The organism is Micromonospora sp. NPDC002296, assembly GCF_040296145.1.
GTDB lineage: Bacteria > Actinomycetota > Actinomycetes > Mycobacteriales > Micromonosporaceae > Micromonospora.
Window position 1 is genome coordinate 61957 of record NZ_JBEOWQ010000027.1, and the last position, 16479, is coordinate 78435.

A 16479-nucleotide genomic window follows, 5' to 3' on the forward strand; every position below is an offset into this window, starting at 1 on the left:
CATGAGCGAGCGCAGCGGTGATGGCCGCATGAGCGGAGCGAGTGCCGTGGAGATGGCCGCATGAGCGGGGCGGGCGAGCTGCCGACCCGGGCCGACGTGGTGATCGTCGGGTCCGGGCACAACGGCCTGGTCTCGGCGATCCTGCTGGCCCGTGCCGGGCTGGACGTGCTGGTGCTGGAGGCCGCCGACGTGATCGGCGGGGCGACCCGCACCGAGAACCCGTTCCCGAAGGTGCCGGGGCTGCGCCACTCCACCGGGTCGTACCTGCTCGGGCTGATGCCGCCGGAGCTGCTCGCCACGCTCGACGTGCGCATCCCGGTGCTGCGCCGCGACCCGCACTACTTCCTGCCCACCCCGGGCGGCGCCGGATCGCCGTACCTGCTGATGGGCAGCGACCACGCGGCGACCCGGCGGCAGCTCACGGAGTTCTTCTCCCCCGCCGACGTGGCCGCCGACGACGCCATGCAGGCCGAGCTGTCGGCCCTGCGCGACGACCTGGCCCCCGCCTGGCTGGCCGAGCCGTTGCCGGTCGAGGAGACCGCCGAGCGACACGTCCGGCCCGAGCTGCGGCAGGTCTTCGTCGACCTGGTGCGCGGCTCGGTCGCCGACCACCTGGCCCGCTTCGACTTCCGCTCCGAGCTGCTGGTCAGCATGTACGCGGTCACCGACGGCCTGTCCGGGCTGAACGCCGGCCCGGACGACCCGGGCACCGGACACAACTTCCTCGTGCACAACATGTGCCGGCTGCCCGGCTCCGACGGCACCTGGATGATCGCTGAGGGCGGGATGGGGACGGTGTCGCGCACCTTCGCCGACGCCGCCCGCGCCGCCGGGGCCCGCATCCTCACCGGGACGCCGGTCGCCGCGATCACCCTCGACGGCGGCACGGCCGGCGGAGTGGTCCTCGCCGACGGCCGGGAGGTGGCCGCCCGGGTGGTGCTCGGGGCCTGCGACCCGTACCGGCTGATCGACCTGCTGCCCGACGGCGCGCTGCCGGCTCCGCTGGCGCAGCGGATGGCGGCGGTCCGCCGCCCCGGCACCACCCTCAAGCTCAACCTGGCGCTGACCGGGCTGCCCCGCTTCTCCTGCCTGCCCGAGGACGCGCCGAGCCCGTTCGGCTCCACCATCCACCTGCTGCCCGGCTCGGCGTCGCTGGTCGGCGGCGGGGGCGAGCCGCCGATGGCGGCGCTGCGGGCGATGTGGGCGGACGTCCAGGCCGGCCGGCTGCCCGACGAGCCGACCATCGAGTGGTACCTGCACACCACCGTCGACCCGTCGCTGTCCGACGCCGCCGGCCACCACTCCTCGGCGCTGTTCGTCCAGTCGGTCCCCTACGAGCTGGCCGGCACCACCTGGGACGAGGCCCTGCCCGGGTACGTGTCACGGCTGGTGGAGATCTGCGAGCGGTACGCCCCCGGCACCGCCGACCTGATCGCCGACGCCGTCCCGCTCCCCCCGCCCGGCATCGAGGCCCACTTCGGCATCACCGGCGGCCACATCCACCACGTCGACAACACGGTCTCCTTCACCGACCGGATGCCCTACGCCACCGGCGTCGACGGCGTGTACGCGGGCAGCGCCGGCTGCCACCCGGCCGGCAGCGTCATCGGCGCCGCGGGCCACAACGCCGCCCGCCGCATCCTCACGGACCTGGGCCGCTGACCCGTCCACCCCACCGCCCGCCCACCCCGTCGATCATGAACGGGTAGGGCGGTGGGGCGATGGCGGGTCAGGGGGTCGGGGTCTCGGCGGTGGCCCGGTGGGCGCGGACCTTGTGACCGACGCTGGTCAGGCAGCGGCCGCTGGGCAGGTCGAACTTCCAGCCGTGCAGCTGGCAGGTGAGCTGGTCGCCCTCGACGATGCCGAACCGGGTCAGGTCCGCCTTCAGGTGCGGGCAGCGGCGCTGCACCACCCAGTCGCCGAGGGTGACGTCCTCGGCGTCGGTGCTCCGCTCGTGCTCGTCGTACCAGCCCTCGGCGTACTGGAGGCGCTCGGTGGACAGGCACTTGAAGAATGCGTACACGAACTCGTTGTACTGGCCGATCCGGGCGGCGGAGAACCGGCAGGACAGGAAGAGCGAGTTGACCCAGTCCACCTCGCCGATGTGCAGCAGGTGCTCGATCAGCGCCCGGTCGGTGCGGAACCGGTAGCGGACCTTCTCCTCGGCGTACGGGCGCACCTCCTTGCCCGGGAAGTCCACCACGATCGACTCGACGCTCTCCCCGTCGTAGCCGACGAGGTCGAAGCGGACGGGGCCACCGACGCCCTTGGCCAGGTAGATCGACTCCTCCAGCAGCGGCTCGATCCGGCGCTTCATCCCGGCCAGCACGTCGACCTCGGGGTGCCGCCAGGACGCCTTCTCCGCCTCGATGACGCCGCGCTTGCGCTCCCGCATCTCCTCCAGGTGGGCGACCTTGTTCGCGAAGAACTCCTCGATCGGCACCGGGTGGGTGGTCGTCGCGCCGTCGGTGGTGACCTCGGCGACGCTGCCGGGCAGCAGCACGATGCCGTTGGTGCCGCCGACCTTGGCGTACTCGGACAGGAACACCGACTGGTCGGGGAAGATGTTGCCCTCGTCGCCGTGGATGTCGTTGAACTGCCACAGCGTGTCGTCGAGGAAGCACGGCGGGCCGGCGATCGGGAAGACGTGGTCGGCCTTCAGGTCGGCGATGTAGCGCCAGGTGCGGTCGAACTGCCGCTCCCGCTTCTGCTTGCCGAACGCGGTCTTCGCTGCCTTCGGCAGCTCGTAGACCATCGGGTACCAGATCGCGCCCGAGAACTGGAGCATGTGCGCGTGCACGTGGCCCAGCTCGGTGAAGACGCTCAGGTCCGTCGGGCGGGCGTCGTTCTGGTTGAGCAGCCGGACCCCGTCGTACTCGACCCAGAGGGAGGAGTCGCCGATCGGGCCGTCGGTGGGGCTGGTTAGCGCCTGGATCATGATCTTGAGACCGCCGTCGAGTTCGACGACCTGCTCGTTCGGCGCCCGGAGGAACTTCGTGAAGCCCAGCTCCCGCAGCTCGTCCTCCATCTCCGAGGTGGGGAACTCGGGCAGCAGAACGGTCGCGTCCTTCGACACGTACCGCTTGAGGTGCGCCGCGTCGAAGTGGTCCCGGTGCAGGTGCGACACGTACAGGTAGTCGACCTGGCCGAGGGCCTCCCAGTCGAGCAGGGAGTTGTCGGGGAACGGGAACCAGGACGCGAAGTAGGCGGGATTGACCCACGGGTCGCACAGGATGCTGCCCGCGGCCGTGTCGATCCGCATGCTGGCATGTCCCGTACCGGTCACTCGCACCGCAGTCCCCCTCAAACAGGCAATCAAGGTATACGTCAGAACGCTACCGGAGGCAGTGTCGTCGGCACCCCGCGACGCCGGTAGTGCCGTCCGGCCCGGTGTGCCCGGGCCGGACGACACCCGGCGGCGGACGGGACCCGACGGCGGACGCACACCCCCGGAAACCCCCACCGGACGAGGACAGGCGCGGGGCGTGCCAGACTAACCGGAGATCCGAATCGCGAGGGAAGGACCGACAGTGGCAGGAAGCGAGCCGGTGACGTCGCCAGATCAGCACAAGCCCGGGCACCGGAAGGCGGGGCGGATCGGCGCGGTGCTCTCCGCCCTGGCGTTGCTGGCGATGCTGTGCGGCAACCACGAAGGCAGGGTCGAGGACATCTGGCTGGTCGGCCTGGCCGTGCTGCTGCTGGCCGTTGTCATCGGCGACGCGGTGCTGCGGCGCAACGGCCTGCGCTCCTGACCACGACCGGCCGCCCGCCGACCACGTCAGGCACCGAGGGCCCGTCACCCTGCTGAGCAGGGGACGGGCCCTCGTCGTACGTCGGCGTCGGAACCCGACTGCTGCCGGTCAGCGACCGAAGAGGATGTCCTGGACATCCTTCAGTGCCGCGTCGACCTCCGCCTCGAAGTAGCCGCCAGGCACCAGGCCGAAGCGCAGGGTGTCCAGGTCCTTCGGGTTGACCGGCATCGGACCGCGGCCGGTCATGCCGCCGAGGATGCCGTCGAAGAGCCGGTCGACCTGCTCCGGGTCGTACCCGCTGCCGAAGCGGCGCACCTGGAAGCTGCGGCGGATCTGGTCCACGCGGTGGAGGTCGCCGCCGGGGGGGCCGGCCATCGGCGGGCCGGCCATCGGCGGCGGGCCACCCACCGGCGGGCCGGCGACCGGGGACGGCCCGCCCATCGGCGGGCCACCGGGCGGCTGCTGCGGCAGGGCCGGCGGCCCGGCCGGGCCGCGACCGCGCAGCTCACGCAGGTCCCGCTCGGGCATCCGGATCTCGGCGGTCATGTCGGCCCGACCGTGCCGGCCCGCCTCGAAGCCGTCGAACCGGCCGTCTGGGCCGTAGCCACCCGTCCCGGCGGGCAGCCCCCGCGGCGGGGGGCCGCCGTGGCCGTGGCCCGCGCCCGGGCCAGGCACGCCGGGACCGGGGCCAGGGCCCACGCCGGGGCCCATCGGGCCGGGGCCACCCGGGCCACCCGGGCCGCGTGGGGTGTCGTACCCGCCGCGCGGGGCGTCGTAGCCACCCGCGGCGAAGGCGCCGCTCGGCTCGTCGTAGCGGCCGTACCGGTCGGCGGGCGGACCGGCCTGCGCGGGCATCGGTCGGGGCGGCACGGGCGCGGGGCCACGGTCGTCACGCATCGGCACGGGTCCACGGTCGTCACGCATCGGGACGGGCCCACGGTCATCACGCATCGGCACCGGGCCACGGTGTCCAGGAATCGGGACCGGGCCACGGTCGTCACGCATCGGCACGGGCCCACGGTCGTCACGCATCGGCACAGGCCCACGGTCGTCACGCAGGCCACGGTCGTCATGCATCGGGACCGGGCCACGGTCGTCACGCATCGGCACGGGCCCGCGGTCGTCACGCATCGGCGGGCCCATCCGGTTCGACGGGCCGAGTCGGTCGGACATCCCGGAGTCGGTGCCACGGCTGACCACGCCGCCGCGCTCCTCCAGCTCGGCCAGCTGCCGCTCGACCCGGTCGAGGTGCAGGTCGACCTGCCACTCGTCGTAGCCGTTGAAGCGGACCCGGAAGACCACGTCGTGGACCTCCTGGGAGGCCACGGGCGCGCCGACCGGCTGTCCGGCGAGCGTCGCCTCGACCCGGTCCAGGAAGGCGTCCACCTCGTCGACCTTGTAGCCCCGACGGAGCGCCTTACGCCGGAAACGCTGACCCTGACTCGCCACTATGTCTCCTGGTCTCGTTCGCTACGCCCGGTCACGCCGTCGCCTCCTGCGGCGCGTCGGTGTCGTTGTCCTCGGCCGCGGCGAGCTGCCCGCAGGCGCCGTCGATCTCGCGCCCCCGGGTGTCCCGCACCGTCGTGGACACCCCGGCGGCGCGCAGACGCCGGACGAACTCCCGCTCGACCGGCTTGGGACTCGCGTCCCACCGGCTGCCCGGCGTCGGGTTGAGCGGAATGAGGTTGACGTGGGTCAGCTTGCCGGCCAGCAACCGGCCGAGGAGGTCGGCCCGCCACGGCTGATCGTTCACATTTTTGATCATCGCGTACTCGATGGACACCCGGCGCCCCGTCCGGGCGGCGTAGTCCCACGCTGCGTCCAGCACCTCGGCCACCTTCCAGCGCTGGTTGACCGGCACGAGCTCGTCGCGCAGCTCATCATCGGGCGCGTGCAGGGACAACGCAAGGGTCACCGACAGGTCTTCGCTGGCCAGGCGGCGCATGGCCGGGACCAGGCCGACCGTGGAGACGGTGATGTGCCGCTGGGACAACCCGAGCCCGTCCGGGGCGGGGGCGACCAGCCGGCGGATCGCCGCGATCACCCGCGAGTAGTTGGCCAGCGGCTCGCCCATCCCCATGAACACGACGTGGGACAGCCGTGACGGGGAGCCGACGACCGCGCCGGAGGCGGCCACGCCTGCCAGGTAGACCGCCTGGTCGACGATCTCGGCGGTGGAGAGGTTACGGGTCAGACCGGCCTGGCCGGTCGCGCAGAACGGGCAGGCCATCCCGCAGCCGGCCTGGCTGGAGATGCAGACGGTGACCCGGTCCGGGTAGCCCATCAGCACGCTCTCCACCAGCGAGCCGTCGTGCAGCCGCCAGAGCGCCTTGCGGGTGGCCCCGTCGTCGCAGGCCAGCTCGCGAACCGGGGTGAGCAGGGTGGGCAACAGCGCGCCGGCCAGCCGATCCCGGGTGGCGGCGGGCAGGTCGGTCATCCCCGCGGGGTCGCGAACCAGCCGGCCGAAGTAGTGGGTGGAGATCTGCTTCGCGCGGAACGCCGGCTCGCCCAGCTCGGTGACCAGCGCCTGCCGACCGGCCAGGTCGAGGTCGGCGAGGTGACGGGGCGGCATGGCCGCGCGGCGTGCGGCGGGGGCGTCCGGGGCAACGGGAATCAGCGGAAGGCTCGTCATGGCGCTTCCAGTCTCCCACGCCGAACGGACGACGCGCCTGGCCGGAGGTGCCGAATCGCCCCCGACCGGGCGGTCGGCACGGGGTGCCCGGCGTGATCCATGCCTCAGCCCACCACCGGCACGAACACGGCCAGCAGCAGGTACGCGGTGGGAACCGCGAACAGGATCGAGTCAAGGCGGTCCATCAGGCCACCGTGGCCAGGCAGCAGGTTGCTCATGTCCTTCACGCCGAGATCCCGCTTGATCATTGACTCCGCCAGGTCGCCGAGGACCGCCGCGCAGGAGACGGCCACCCCGAACAGCGCACCCCACCATGGGGCCACGTCGAACAGCAGCCAGATCAGCAGGGCGCTGCCGAGGGCGGCGGCGGTGACCGACCCGGCGAAGCCCTCCCAGGACTTCTTCGGACTGATCGAGGGGGCCATCGGGTGCTTGCCGAAGTTGGCCCCGGCGGCGTACCCGCCGGTGTCGGAGAGCACCACCGCGACCAGGGTGACCAGCACCCGAAGGTGCCCGTCGCCGGGCGCTGCGGCGAGCATCGCCGCGAACCCGCCGAGGAACGGCACGTAGACCGCGATCAGGGTGGCCGCCGTCAGGTCGCGCTGGTAGTTGCCCGGGCCGTCGCCCAGCCGCCAGACCATCGTGCCCAGCACGGTCACCAGCAGTCCGAGGCTGAGCGCGTCCGGGCCGGCGAACCAGGCCAGACCGACCGTGACCACGCCGCCGGTGAGCAGCGGCACCAGGGGCGGATGGGCCCCGCCACGGCGAACAGCTCGGGTCATCTCCCAGGTGCCGATCGCGATGGCGGCGGCGAGCACGAACAGGAAGGCGGGCAGGTAGAAGAAGAGTGGCACCAGCACGGACGTGCCGAGACCGATGCCCACCCCGATCGCGGCGGGCAGGTTGCGTCCCGCGCGGCTGGGCGGGCTTTGTTGGGTGGGCGGGCGGTCCGCGCTGGCCCGCCGACGCCCGGGCTGCCGCCGGCCCCGGGGCGGCCCCGGCTCCGCGCCGCCGCCGGCCACCGTCGCGGAGGGCTCCCCCGGCCGGTGCGGCGGCGGGGCCGACTCGCGCCCGGCGACGGGCTCGTCGACCGGCCAGGCGGGGTGACCGGGGCCGGCCGGGCGGTCCCGGTCGGCGTCACCCGGGTCCCCGACCTCGGGGAGGCCGGGCCAGACCGGCTCGTCGCCGCCGGGCAGCGGGCGGGCGCCGTACGGGTCGGTGAGGTCCTCGTCGAACGGTGCCGGCCGGCGCGACCCGGCCCGGCCCTCGGGCTCGGACGTGCCGATCGCGGCCGGCGCGATCGGGTCGGTCGCGGTGGCGCCGAGCGTGTCAGGGGCCGAGGGCGGGTACGCGTCGCTGGCGGCGCTGTGGGCCCAATGCCCTGGTTCGAGGTCACGGTCGGGCCAGGGAAGCACGGCAGGGGCGTCCGGCTGGTCCCAGCCTCGAGGCTCGGCGCTGCGGTAGGGGTCGAGGTGGGACATCACGCACCGGACGGACGCGGTACGGGGTTCACCACATGACGTACGACCAAGACCATCCCCTACAACAACAGTTCCGTCCGGTTGACCGGCCTGACGGCCGGCCGATTCCGACCGTTCACCGCGTGGTGGTCGGAATCGTGCCGAGCCTACTGCACCGGCCGCCCGGACCGGGCGGACGATGGGCCACCGTCGCCGGCCGGCGACGGTGCGCGGACTTTCCCGCCCGGCGAAGGCCCGGGTGGTGGCCTGGTGGCCGCCCACAGAGGGCGGCAGCGGCCCGCGACGACGAAGGCACCGGCGTCCCGCCGCCAGACGGCGACGGCACACCGGTGCCACGGCAGGTCACGCGACCGGCCCGGCCGGTCACGGGTCAGACCTCCAGGAGCTCGGTCTCCTTGTGCTTGACCAACTCGTCGACGCTTGCGACGTACTTCTGGGTCAGGTCGTCGAGGTCCTTCTCGGCGCGGCGGCCGTCGTCCTCGCCGACCTCGCCGTCCTTGACGAGCCGGTCCAGCTCTTCCTTGCCCTTGCGGCGGATGTTGCGGATGGCCACCTTGGCCTCCTCGCCCTTGTGCCGGGCGACCTTGGTCATCTCGCGGCGCCGCTCCTCGGTCATCTGCGGGACGAGGATGCGGAGCTGGTTGCCCTCGTTGTTCGGGTTGAGGCCGAGGTCGGAGTCGCGGATCGCCCTCTCCATGGCGCCGATCTGCGAGTTGTCGTACGGCTTGATGATCACCATGCGGGGCTCGGGGACCCCGATGGACGCCATCTGGGGCAGCGGCGTCGGGGTGCCGTAGTAGTCGATGATGACCTTGGAGAACATGGCGGCGTTGGCGCGACCGGTGCGGATGGCGCCGAACTCTTCCTTGGCGTGCTCGATCGCACGCTCCATCTTCTCCTCGGCCTCGAGGAGGGTGTCGTCGATCACCGGTCTCCTCGCCTCCTTCTTGTGTTCGTGGTGGGCTGTGCTGTCGTCTCCGGAGGACCGTCGCTCGCCGGCCGCCGGCCGCTCAGGCGGTGATCAGGGTGCCGATCTTGTCGCCACCCACCGCACGGATGATCGTGTCCTCGCCCTGCGCGCCGAAGACCAGCATCGGCAGGCCGTTCTCCATACAGAGGCTGAACGCGGCGGCATCGGCCACCCGCAGGTTGCGGCGCAGCACCTCGGAGAAGGTGATCGAGTCGAACTTGCTGGCGGTCGGGTCGATCCGGGGGTCGGCGGAGTAGACGCCGTCCACGCCGTTCTTGCTCATCAGGACCACATCGGCGCGGATCTCCAACGCGCGCTGGGCGGCCACGGTGTCGGTGGAGAAGTACGGCATGCCCGCGCCGGCGCCGAAGATGACCACACGGCCCTTCTCCAGGTGCCGGATGGCGCGTAGCGGGATGTACGGCTCGGCGACCTGGGCCATCGTGATCGCGCTCTGCACCCGGGTCTCGATGCCCTCCTTCTCCAGGAAGTCCTGGAGGGCGAGGCAGTTCATCACGGTGCCCAGCATGCCCATGTAGTCGGCGCGGGCCCGGTCCATACCGCGCTTCTGCAGCTCCGCGCCGCGGAAGAAGTTGCCGCCGCCGACCACCACCGAGACCTGCACGCCGCGGCGGACCACGGTGGCGATCTGCCGGGCGATGGCCTGCACGACGTCCGGGTCGACGCCGATCGCCCCGCCGCCGAAGACCTCGCCGGAGAGCTTCAGCACCACCCGACGGGCCCGGCCGGGCGGCGGGGCGGTCGGATCATCCGCTTCCAGGCTCCGGTCACCAACAACCTGCGTCATCCGCCCCGTCCCTCCCCACGCGCACCACACGTGCGCCGGTTACCGCGTACCTGCCGTCGCTGACCCTATGCGACAGGGAGGCCGCGGTGCCTGTCACGTACACCAGCGGCCTCCCTGTCGACGTTCCCTGCCCGCGGGCGCGTCACGCCCGACCGGCGGCTCAGGCCTGGCCGACCTCGAACCGCAGGAAGCGGGTCACCTCGATGCCGGCGTCGGCCAGCAACTGCTTCACGGTCTTCTTGTTGTCGGCGACCGAGGCCTGCTCGACCAGGACGTAGTCCTTGAAGAAGGCGTTGACCCGACCCTCGATGATCTTCGGCAGCGCCGCCTCGGGCTTGTTCTCCTCGCGGGCGGTCTGCTCGGCGATCCGCCGCTCCGCCTCGACGACGTCGGCCGGAACCTCGTCGCGGGTCAGGTACTTCGGCCGCATCGCCGCGATCTGCATGGCCACGCCACGGGCGTCGGCGTCACCGGCCTCGTCGGTCTTGCCGGCGTACTCCACCAGCACGCCGACGGCCGGCGGCAGGTCCTGGCTCTTGCGGTGCAGGTAGACCGCGACGGTGCCGTCCAGCTTGGCGAAGCGGTTGAGCACCAGCTTCTCGCCGATCTTGGCGGACTGCTCCTGGATCAGGTCGGCGACCGGCTTGCCGTCGATCGTGCTGGCGAGCAGTTCCTCGGCGGTGTTCGCGCCGCTGCCCTCGCCGTGCTCGACGAGCTGCTGGGCCAGCACGATGAAGGCGTCGTTCTTGGCGACGAAGTCGGTCTCGCAGTTGAGCTCCAGCAGCGCCTTGCCCGAGTGCGCGACCAGGCCGTTGGCGGCCGTCCGGCCGGCCCGCTTGCCGACATCCTTCGCGCCCTTGACGCGCAGGATCTCGATGGCCTTGTCGAAGTCGCCCTCGGCCTCGGTCAGCGCCTTCTTGGAGTCCATCATGCCGGCGCCGGTGAGGTCGCGGAGCTTCTTGACGTCCGCGGCGGTGAAGTTGGACATGACTCTCTCTTCGGTCTTGAGACAGCGGGTGGGATGTTCAGGGTCCCGGTTACCCGGATCCGGGCCGGCTGTGCCCGGCGTACCTGCCGTTCCCCGCCGTCCGGTTTCCCGGACGGCGGGGAACGGCGGTGCGGTCACTCCGCGGCGGCGGTCGCCGGCTGCTCGGCGGGCTGCTCGGTCGGCTGCGCGGGCTGCTCGGCGGGCTGCGCCGGCTGCTCGGCCGACTGTGCCGGCTGCGCGGGCTGCTCGGTCGGCTGCGCGGGCTGCTCGTCGGCCTTCTTCGGCTCCTCGAGCAGCTCGCGCTCCCACTCGGCCAGCGGCTCGTCGGTGCCGACCTGGCCCGGCTCCGGCTTCTCGTCGCCGCCCCGGCGACGGCCCGAACGGGCGATCAGGCCGTCGGCGACGGCGGCGGCCACGACCCTGGTCAGCAGCTCGGCCGAGCGGATCGCGTCGTCGTTGCCCGGGATCGGGAAGTCGACCTCGTCCGGGTCGCAGTTGGTGTCGAGCACCGCGATCACCGGGATGCCCAGCTTGCGGGCCTCGTCGACGGCGATGTGCTCCTTCTTGGTGTCGACGATCCAGACCGCGGCCGGAAGCTTCTGCATGTCCCGCAGACCACCCAGGGTACGGGTCAGCTTGATCTTCTCGCGGGAGAGCTGCAGGGTCTCCTTCTTGGTGTAACCGGCGGCGGTGCCGCTCAGGTCACCCAGCGCCTCCAGCTCCTTCATCCGCTGCAGCCGCTTGTAAACCGTCTGGAAGTTGGTCAGCATGCCACCGAGCCAGCGGTGGTTCACGTACGGCTGGCCGACCCGGGTCGCCTGCTCGGCGATGGCCTCCTGCGCCTGCTTCTTGGTGCCGACGAAGAGGATGCTGCCGCCCTCGGCGACGGTGTTGCGGATGAACTCGAACGCCTTCTCGATGTAGTCGAGGGTCTGGCGCAGGTCGATGATGTAGATACCGTTGCGCTCGGTGAAGATGAAGCGCTTCATCTTCGGGTTCCAGCGCCGGGTCTGGTGCCCGAAGTGGACACCGCTCTCCAGCAGCTGACGCATGGTCACGACGGCCATGGTGGGTACTCCTTGTGATCCCTGGTTGTGCCGCCCGGCCGGCGGCCGGGCGTCCTGGCGCCCGGTCGCCGGCCATGGCGGGCCCGACCAAGATCGGGACCAGGGAGGCCGCCGCCCCACGACGAGGCGTGGGGAGGGCGCGCGAGGTCGACCGCGTGCGGCGGTCGCCAGTCGACCAGTGTACGCCTCTGCGCGGCCCTCCGGTCAGCGGGTGGCGAGGGCCGCCGCGACGAAGAGCACCAGGCCGACCGTGAGGTATGCCGTCGGCGGACGCAGCCAGCCCCGGCTGCCTTCGGCGAGCGCGAGCCCGCCGGTACGCAGCCCGTAGAGCCCGACGCCGAAGATCGGCAGCCCGGCTACCAGGAAGATGCCCACCACGACGTCGGCGGCGGAGAGCGGATCGCCGAGCACGCCGTGCCGCAGCACCCGCAGGGCCGGGACCTCGAAGATCACCACCAGCAGCGCGATCAACACCGCCAGCGCCGGGCGGCGGGTCCGATAGACGCCGTCGGACTGCGGCGGGCCGGGGCGGCGCAGCCCGTCCGGGGCGTACGCCGGGTCCAGGGCCGACGGGGGTAGATCCGGCCGGACGGCCATGGAGGGCATCGGCCCGGTCGGCATCTCCAGCGGGTGCGGCGTCCCGGCCGCCGGTCCCGTCCCGGCCGCCGGTCCCGTCTCGGCCGAGCGCCCCGCCTCGGCCCCGTACCCCGCTTCGATCGAGCGCCCCGCCTCGATCGAGCGCCCCGCCTCGGCCGCCGGGCCGGGGGCCGCAGCCCGGTCCGGACCGCCCGGGCGGTCCGCCTCCATAGGGCGGTTCGGGTCGACGATCGGGTAGCTGCCGAGCGGCACGGAGCGGCCGGGTTCCGACCTGCGCCCGACCGGGTCGACGCCGAGCGGGTCCGACTCGGGCGGGGTCTCCCGGGGGGCCGCGTCGTACGGGGCGCCGGAGACCGGCTTGGGCCGCTGGCCGACGGTCAGCGGAAACTCGACGGCGCGCTCGACGGCAGGCGACGGGAACGCGCCGGAGCTCTGGCCGCCCGGCAGGGCGGGATCCGCGCCCCGCGACCCGGCGGACAGCCCGCTCTCGGCGGCCCGGGCCGCCCGGCGCGCCTCCCGCTCCGCAGCGAGCTCGTCCACCGACACCCCGAACGAGCCGACGTCGGCCCGCCTCGACCGTGACGGCCGGTAACTGTCGGTGTCGGTGTCGGGGAGCCCGAACGCGTCGTCCGCCCCGTGCCGCCCGGCCTCGGCATACCGGCCGACGGGCGGGTCTGTCAGCTCGTCATAGCGTCGCTCACCGGTGTCCCCGCGCTGGTCCGAGACGCGAAACTCGTCCGCTGGATAGCGGTCGTCGCCCGGCGGGCGCCAGTCCGGCTCGCCGTACCCGCGCTCGCCGGGGTACCAGCTCGACTCCTGATCATCGGGAAAGCTCCGTCGTGCGTTCACGACGGGCACCGTATGTGACAGTCGTACCCCCGCGCCATCCGGATGCCGGCTTCCTCCCGAACGGCACCGGACCGCGCGGGGCCGCCTCCTCGCCCACCCCCGTCGCGGACACCGGCGGCACGGCCGTCCATAGCACGCAGGGGGCATGATCGTCCGCTCGTCCACAGCAGCCCCGTCGTCCACAGGCTCCCCCCGGCGGGCTGCCGGGCCCGGCATGGTGCGACGCATGACGAAGCGGAACCAGGCGGTCGGCGCGTACGGGGAGCGATGCGCCGTCCGACACCTGATCGGGGCGGGGCTACACCCGGTCGCCCAGAACTGGCGCTGCCCGGCCGGCGAGATCGACATCATCGCCTGGGACGGCGCGGTGCTCGCCTTCTGCGAGGTGAAGACGAGACGCACCGCCGACTTCGGCACGCCGGCCGAGGCGGTCGTGCCGGCGAAGGCGCGGCGGCTGCGGGGGCTGGCCGCCCGCTGGCTCGCGGAGACCCGCACCACCGCTGACGAGGTGCGGTTCGACGTGCTGTCGGTCGAGCTGCCCGACGCGGGCGCGGCCCGGGTCGAGCACCTCAAGGGTGCGTTCTGAGATGGGCTGCCAGGCGTGAGCTACGCGAAGGTGCTCTGCGTCGGCCTGGTCGGGGTGGCCGGGCACGTGGTGGAGGTGGAGGCGGACCTCGCGCCGGGGTTGCCGGCCGTGGTGATCTCCGGACTGCCCGACACCGCCCTGCACGAGGCGCGCGACCGGGTCCGCGCCGCGGTCGTCAACTCCGGCCAGCGGTGGCCGAACCGACGGATCACCCTCAACCTGCTTCCGGCCACGATGCCGAAGTTCGGCTCGGCCTTCGACCTGGCGATCGCCGTGGCACTGCTCGGCGGCTCCGGGGAGCTGCCGCTGCTGGCGCTGGACCGGGTGGTGGTCCTCGGCGAACTGGGTCTCGACGGCACCGTCCGGCCGGTGCGTGGGGTGCTGCCGATGGTGGCCGCCGCAGCGCGGGCCGGCCTGGAGCGGGTGATCGTCCCGGCCGACAACGCGGCCGAGGCTGCGGTCGTCCCGGGCGTCCGGGTCCGCGCCGTGGACACGCTCCACCGGTTGGTCGAGTTCGTCCGGGACGGCACACCGCTGATCGAGCCGCCCGCCCCGGTGCCGTCCGCCGGCCCCGACGGGCCGGACCTGGCCGACGTGGCCGGGCAGGCGCTCGGCCGGCGGGCCCTGGAGGTGGCCGCCGCGGGCGGGCACCACCTGGCGCTGTTCGGGCCGCCCGGGGCCGGCAAGACGATGCTCGCCGAGCGGCTGCCGTCCATCCTGCCCGAGCTGGACGACGAGGCGGCGCTGGAGGTCACCGCGCTGCACTCGATCGCCGGGCTGCTGCCGGCCGGCGGCCGACTGCTGCGCCGGCCGCCGTTCCAGGCACCGCACCACACCGCGACGGTGGCCTCGCTGGTCGGCGGCGGGTCGGGGCTGGCCCGCCCCGGTGCGGTGTCGCTCGCCCACCGCGGGGTGCTCTTCCTCGACGAGGCGCCCGAGTTCGGCAAGGGCTCGCTGGAAGCGCTGCGTCAGCCGCTGGAGCACGGCCGGGTACAGCTCGCCCGCAGCCGGGGTGGCACCGAGTACCCGGCCCGGACGCAACTGGTGCTAGCCGCCAACCCTTGCCCCTGCGCGAAGCCGGCCGGGGACACCTACTGCGAGTGCTCCCCACTGGCCCGGCGGCGCTATCTCGGCCGGCTCTCCGGCCCGCTGCTGGACCGGATCGACGTGCAGGTCACCCTGCCACCCTTGCGGGCGGTGGAGTTGATGGAGGCCACGATGACCGAGGAGGCGTCGGCCGCCGTCGCGGCCCGGGTGGCCGCCGCCCGCCGGGCCTCCGCCGAGCGTTGGGCGGACGCCGGCTGGCGGGTCAACGCGGAGGTCCCCGGTCCCCGGCTGCGCCGTCCGCCCTGGCGGCTGCCCGACCGGGACACCCGCGAGCTGCGCGGCCGGCTCGACTCCGGCTCGCTGTCGGCGCGCGGCTTCGACCGGATCATCCGGATGGCGTGGACCGTCGCCGACCTCGACGGGCGGGACCGGCCGCACTCCGACGACGTCCGGGAGGCCATCCAGCTCAGGACGGGGGACGCGGCGTGAACACCGAGGAGGACCTGCTGGCCCGGGTGGCGTTGACCTGGCTCGCCGAGCCCGGCACCCGGTCGGTGCACGGGCTGGTCGACGAGCTGGGCCCGGCGGACGCGCTGGACCTGCTGCTCGACGGCGGGGCACCCGAGGAGTGGCTGCGTGCCGCCGTGACGGCCCGGTCCCGGGAGGGGGACGCCCGGACCGTGGCGGCCGACGCCCTGGCCCGTACGCAGCGGTTGGGTGCCCGGATCGTCACCCCCGACGACGGGGAGTGGCCGGCCCGGGTGGAGGACCTGCGCCGGATGGTCCTGCCGGGCGCCACCCGGCGGGTGGACCGGGAGACCGCTCCCCCGCTCTGCCTCTGGACGCGCGGCGGCTGGCCGCTCCGGGAGGCGCTGGACCGGTCGGTCGCGGTGGTCGGCGCCCGGGCCGCCACGGGGTACGGCTTGCACGTGGCCACCGAGCTCGGCTACGGGCTGGCCGACCGGGACTGGACGGTGGTCTCCGGGGGCGCCTTCGGCATCGACGCCGCGGCGCACCGGGGCGCGCTCAACGCCGGCGGGCTGACGGTGGCGGTGCTCGCCTGCGGGATCGACCGGCCGTACCCGATGGGCAACGCGGGCCTGTTCGACCGGATCGCCGAGACCGGGCTGCTGGTCAGCGAGTGGATGCCGGGCGCCGAGCCGTTCCGTCCCCGGTTCCTCATCCGCAACCGGGTGATCGCGGCGGCGACGCTGGGCACGGTGCTGGTGGAGGCGGCGGCGCGCAGCGGCGCGACCCAGACGTTCAACCGGGCCCTCGCGGTCGGCCGGCGCCCGATGGTGGTACCCGGCCCGGTCACCTCCGCCATGTCGGTGGGTGCCCACGAACTGCTGCGCGAGCAGCCGTCGGCGAGACTGGTCACCGGCGTGGCGCACGTGCTGGAGGAGGTGGGCCGCATCGGCGCCGACCTGGCACCACCGGCCCGTGCCCCGCAACAGCCCCGGGACCTGCTCGACGACGAGGCGGCGCTGGTGCTGGAGTCGATGCCCCGGCGCGGAGCGGTCGACGTGGACCGGCTGGCCGCCCGCGCCGGCGTGGACCTGCGGACCGTCCTGCGCAAGCTCTCCCTGCTGGAGGAGCTGGGCATGGTGCGCCGCCGCGACGACGGGTACGCGCTGGTCGCCCGCCCGGCCAGCGCTCCGGCCGGTGCCCCCGGTTCCGTCGCGGGCCCGCCGTGACGACC

The 16479-nt window shown here is 73.5% G+C and carries 14 protein-coding genes; 5 read left to right on the forward strand and 9 right to left on the reverse strand.

Going from position 1 to position 16479, the window contains the following annotated elements; translation table 11 throughout:
* Positions 1 to 60 precede the first annotated feature (60 nt).
* Positions 61 to 1662 carry a phytoene desaturase family protein gene (locus tag ABT023_RS20510; RefSeq protein ID WP_350887955.1) on the forward strand — a complete coding sequence of 534 codons (1602 nt, stop codon included), beginning with the start codon at positions 61 to 63 and terminating at the stop codon, positions 1660 to 1662.
* A gap of 67 nt (positions 1663 to 1729) precedes the next feature.
* Here ABT023_RS20510 and ABT023_RS20515 read toward each other — a convergent pair whose 3' ends face one another.
* Positions 1730 to 3292, reverse strand: a complete 1563-nt coding sequence (locus ABT023_RS20515) for a Rieske 2Fe-2S domain-containing protein (protein WP_350887957.1) — start codon at positions 3290 to 3292, stop codon at positions 1730 to 1732.
* Between the two features lie 238 nt (positions 3293 to 3530).
* Between ABT023_RS20515 and ABT023_RS20520 the strand changes: the two genes are divergently transcribed.
* Complete coding sequence (locus ABT023_RS20520) at positions 3531 to 3752, forward strand: DUF2631 domain-containing protein (RefSeq protein WP_161687946.1); 222 nt, start codon at positions 3531 to 3533, stop codon at positions 3750 to 3752.
* Between the two features lie 108 nt (positions 3753 to 3860).
* Here ABT023_RS20520 and ABT023_RS20525 read toward each other — a convergent pair whose 3' ends face one another.
* From ABT023_RS20525 to ABT023_RS20560, 8 genes are all read right to left on the reverse strand, one after another.
* Positions 3861 to 5201, reverse strand: a complete 1341-nt coding sequence (locus ABT023_RS20525) for a DivIVA domain-containing protein (protein ID WP_350887959.1) — start codon at positions 5199 to 5201, stop codon at positions 3861 to 3863.
* A gap of 31 nt (positions 5202 to 5232) precedes the next feature.
* Entirely contained in the window at positions 5233 to 6384 is a 1152-nt protein-coding gene (gene rlmN, locus ABT023_RS20530) for a dual-specificity RNA methyltransferase RlmN (protein WP_350887961.1), read from the reverse strand.
* A gap of 104 nt (positions 6385 to 6488) precedes the next feature.
* The gene (locus ABT023_RS20535) at positions 6489 to 7865 is read right to left on the reverse strand and encodes a phosphatidate cytidylyltransferase (protein WP_350887963.1); all 1377 of its coding nucleotides are present in this window, start codon (positions 7863 to 7865) and stop codon (positions 6489 to 6491) included.
* Between the two features lie 370 nt (positions 7866 to 8235).
* The gene (gene frr, locus ABT023_RS20540) at positions 8236 to 8793 is read right to left on the reverse strand and encodes a ribosome recycling factor (RefSeq protein WP_350887964.1); all 558 of its coding nucleotides are present in this window, start codon (positions 8791 to 8793) and stop codon (positions 8236 to 8238) included.
* 82 nt (positions 8794 to 8875) lie between these two features.
* Positions 8876 to 9643, reverse strand: coding sequence for a UMP kinase (pyrH, locus tag ABT023_RS20545; RefSeq protein WP_161687936.1), 768 nt, complete (start codon positions 9641 to 9643; stop codon positions 8876 to 8878).
* A gap of 160 nt (positions 9644 to 9803) precedes the next feature.
* Entirely contained in the window at positions 9804 to 10631 is an 828-nt protein-coding gene (gene tsf, locus ABT023_RS20550) for a translation elongation factor Ts (RefSeq protein ID WP_350887966.1), read from the reverse strand.
* Positions 10632 to 10765: 134 nt separating this feature from the next.
* Positions 10766 to 11698, reverse strand: a complete 933-nt coding sequence (rpsB, locus tag ABT023_RS20555; protein WP_350887968.1) for a 30S ribosomal protein S2 — start codon at positions 11696 to 11698, stop codon at positions 10766 to 10768.
* A gap of 204 nt (positions 11699 to 11902) precedes the next feature.
* Entirely contained in the window at positions 11903 to 13144 is a 1242-nt protein-coding gene (locus ABT023_RS20560; RefSeq protein WP_502890731.1) for a hypothetical protein, read from the reverse strand.
* A 226-nt stretch (positions 13145 to 13370) separates the two neighbouring features.
* On the opposite strand from ABT023_RS20560, the gene ABT023_RS20565 reads away from it, so the two are divergent.
* The 3 genes from ABT023_RS20565 to ABT023_RS20575 are packed head-to-tail and all read left to right on the forward strand — an operon-like array spanning position 13371 to position 16474.
* Entirely contained in the window at positions 13371 to 13730 is a 360-nt protein-coding gene (locus tag ABT023_RS20565) for a YraN family protein (RefSeq protein WP_350887971.1), read from the forward strand.
* Between the two features lie 15 nt (positions 13731 to 13745).
* A complete protein-coding gene (locus ABT023_RS20570; protein WP_350887973.1) occupies positions 13746 to 15266 on the forward strand; it encodes a YifB family Mg chelatase-like AAA ATPase in 1521 nt (506 codons plus the stop codon).
* Positions 15176 to 16474 (forward strand): DNA-processing protein DprA, encoded by a 1299-nt coding sequence (locus ABT023_RS20575; protein ID WP_502890732.1) that lies wholly within the window; start codon positions 15176 to 15178, stop codon positions 16472 to 16474. The genes ABT023_RS20570 and ABT023_RS20575 overlap by 91 nt, the downstream gene beginning before the upstream one ends.
* Positions 16475 to 16479 lie beyond the last annotated feature (5 nt).

Coding starts and splice junctions, on each gene's coding strand:
- ABT023_RS20510 (WP_350887955.1), top strand. CDS start 61: ATGAGCGGGGCGGGCGAGCTGCCGACCCGGGCCGACGTGGTGATCGTC.
- rlmN (WP_350887961.1), bottom strand. CDS start 6,384: ATGACGAGCCTTCCGCTGATTCCCGTTGCCCCGGACGCCCCCGCCGCA.
- ABT023_RS20535 (WP_350887963.1), bottom strand. CDS start 7,865: ATGTCCCACCTCGACCCCTACCGCAGCGCCGAGCCTCGAGGCTGGGAC.
- pyrH (WP_161687936.1), bottom strand. CDS start 9,643: ATGACGCAGGTTGTTGGTGACCGGAGCCTGGAAGCGGATGATCCGACC.
- tsf (WP_350887966.1), bottom strand. CDS start 10,631: ATGTCCAACTTCACCGCCGCGGACGTCAAGAAGCTCCGCGACCTCACC.
- rpsB (WP_350887968.1), bottom strand. CDS start 11,698: ATGGCCGTCGTGACCATGCGTCAGCTGCTGGAGAGCGGTGTCCACTTC.
- ABT023_RS20565 (WP_350887971.1), top strand. CDS start 13,371: ATGACGAAGCGGAACCAGGCGGTCGGCGCGTACGGGGAGCGATGCGCC.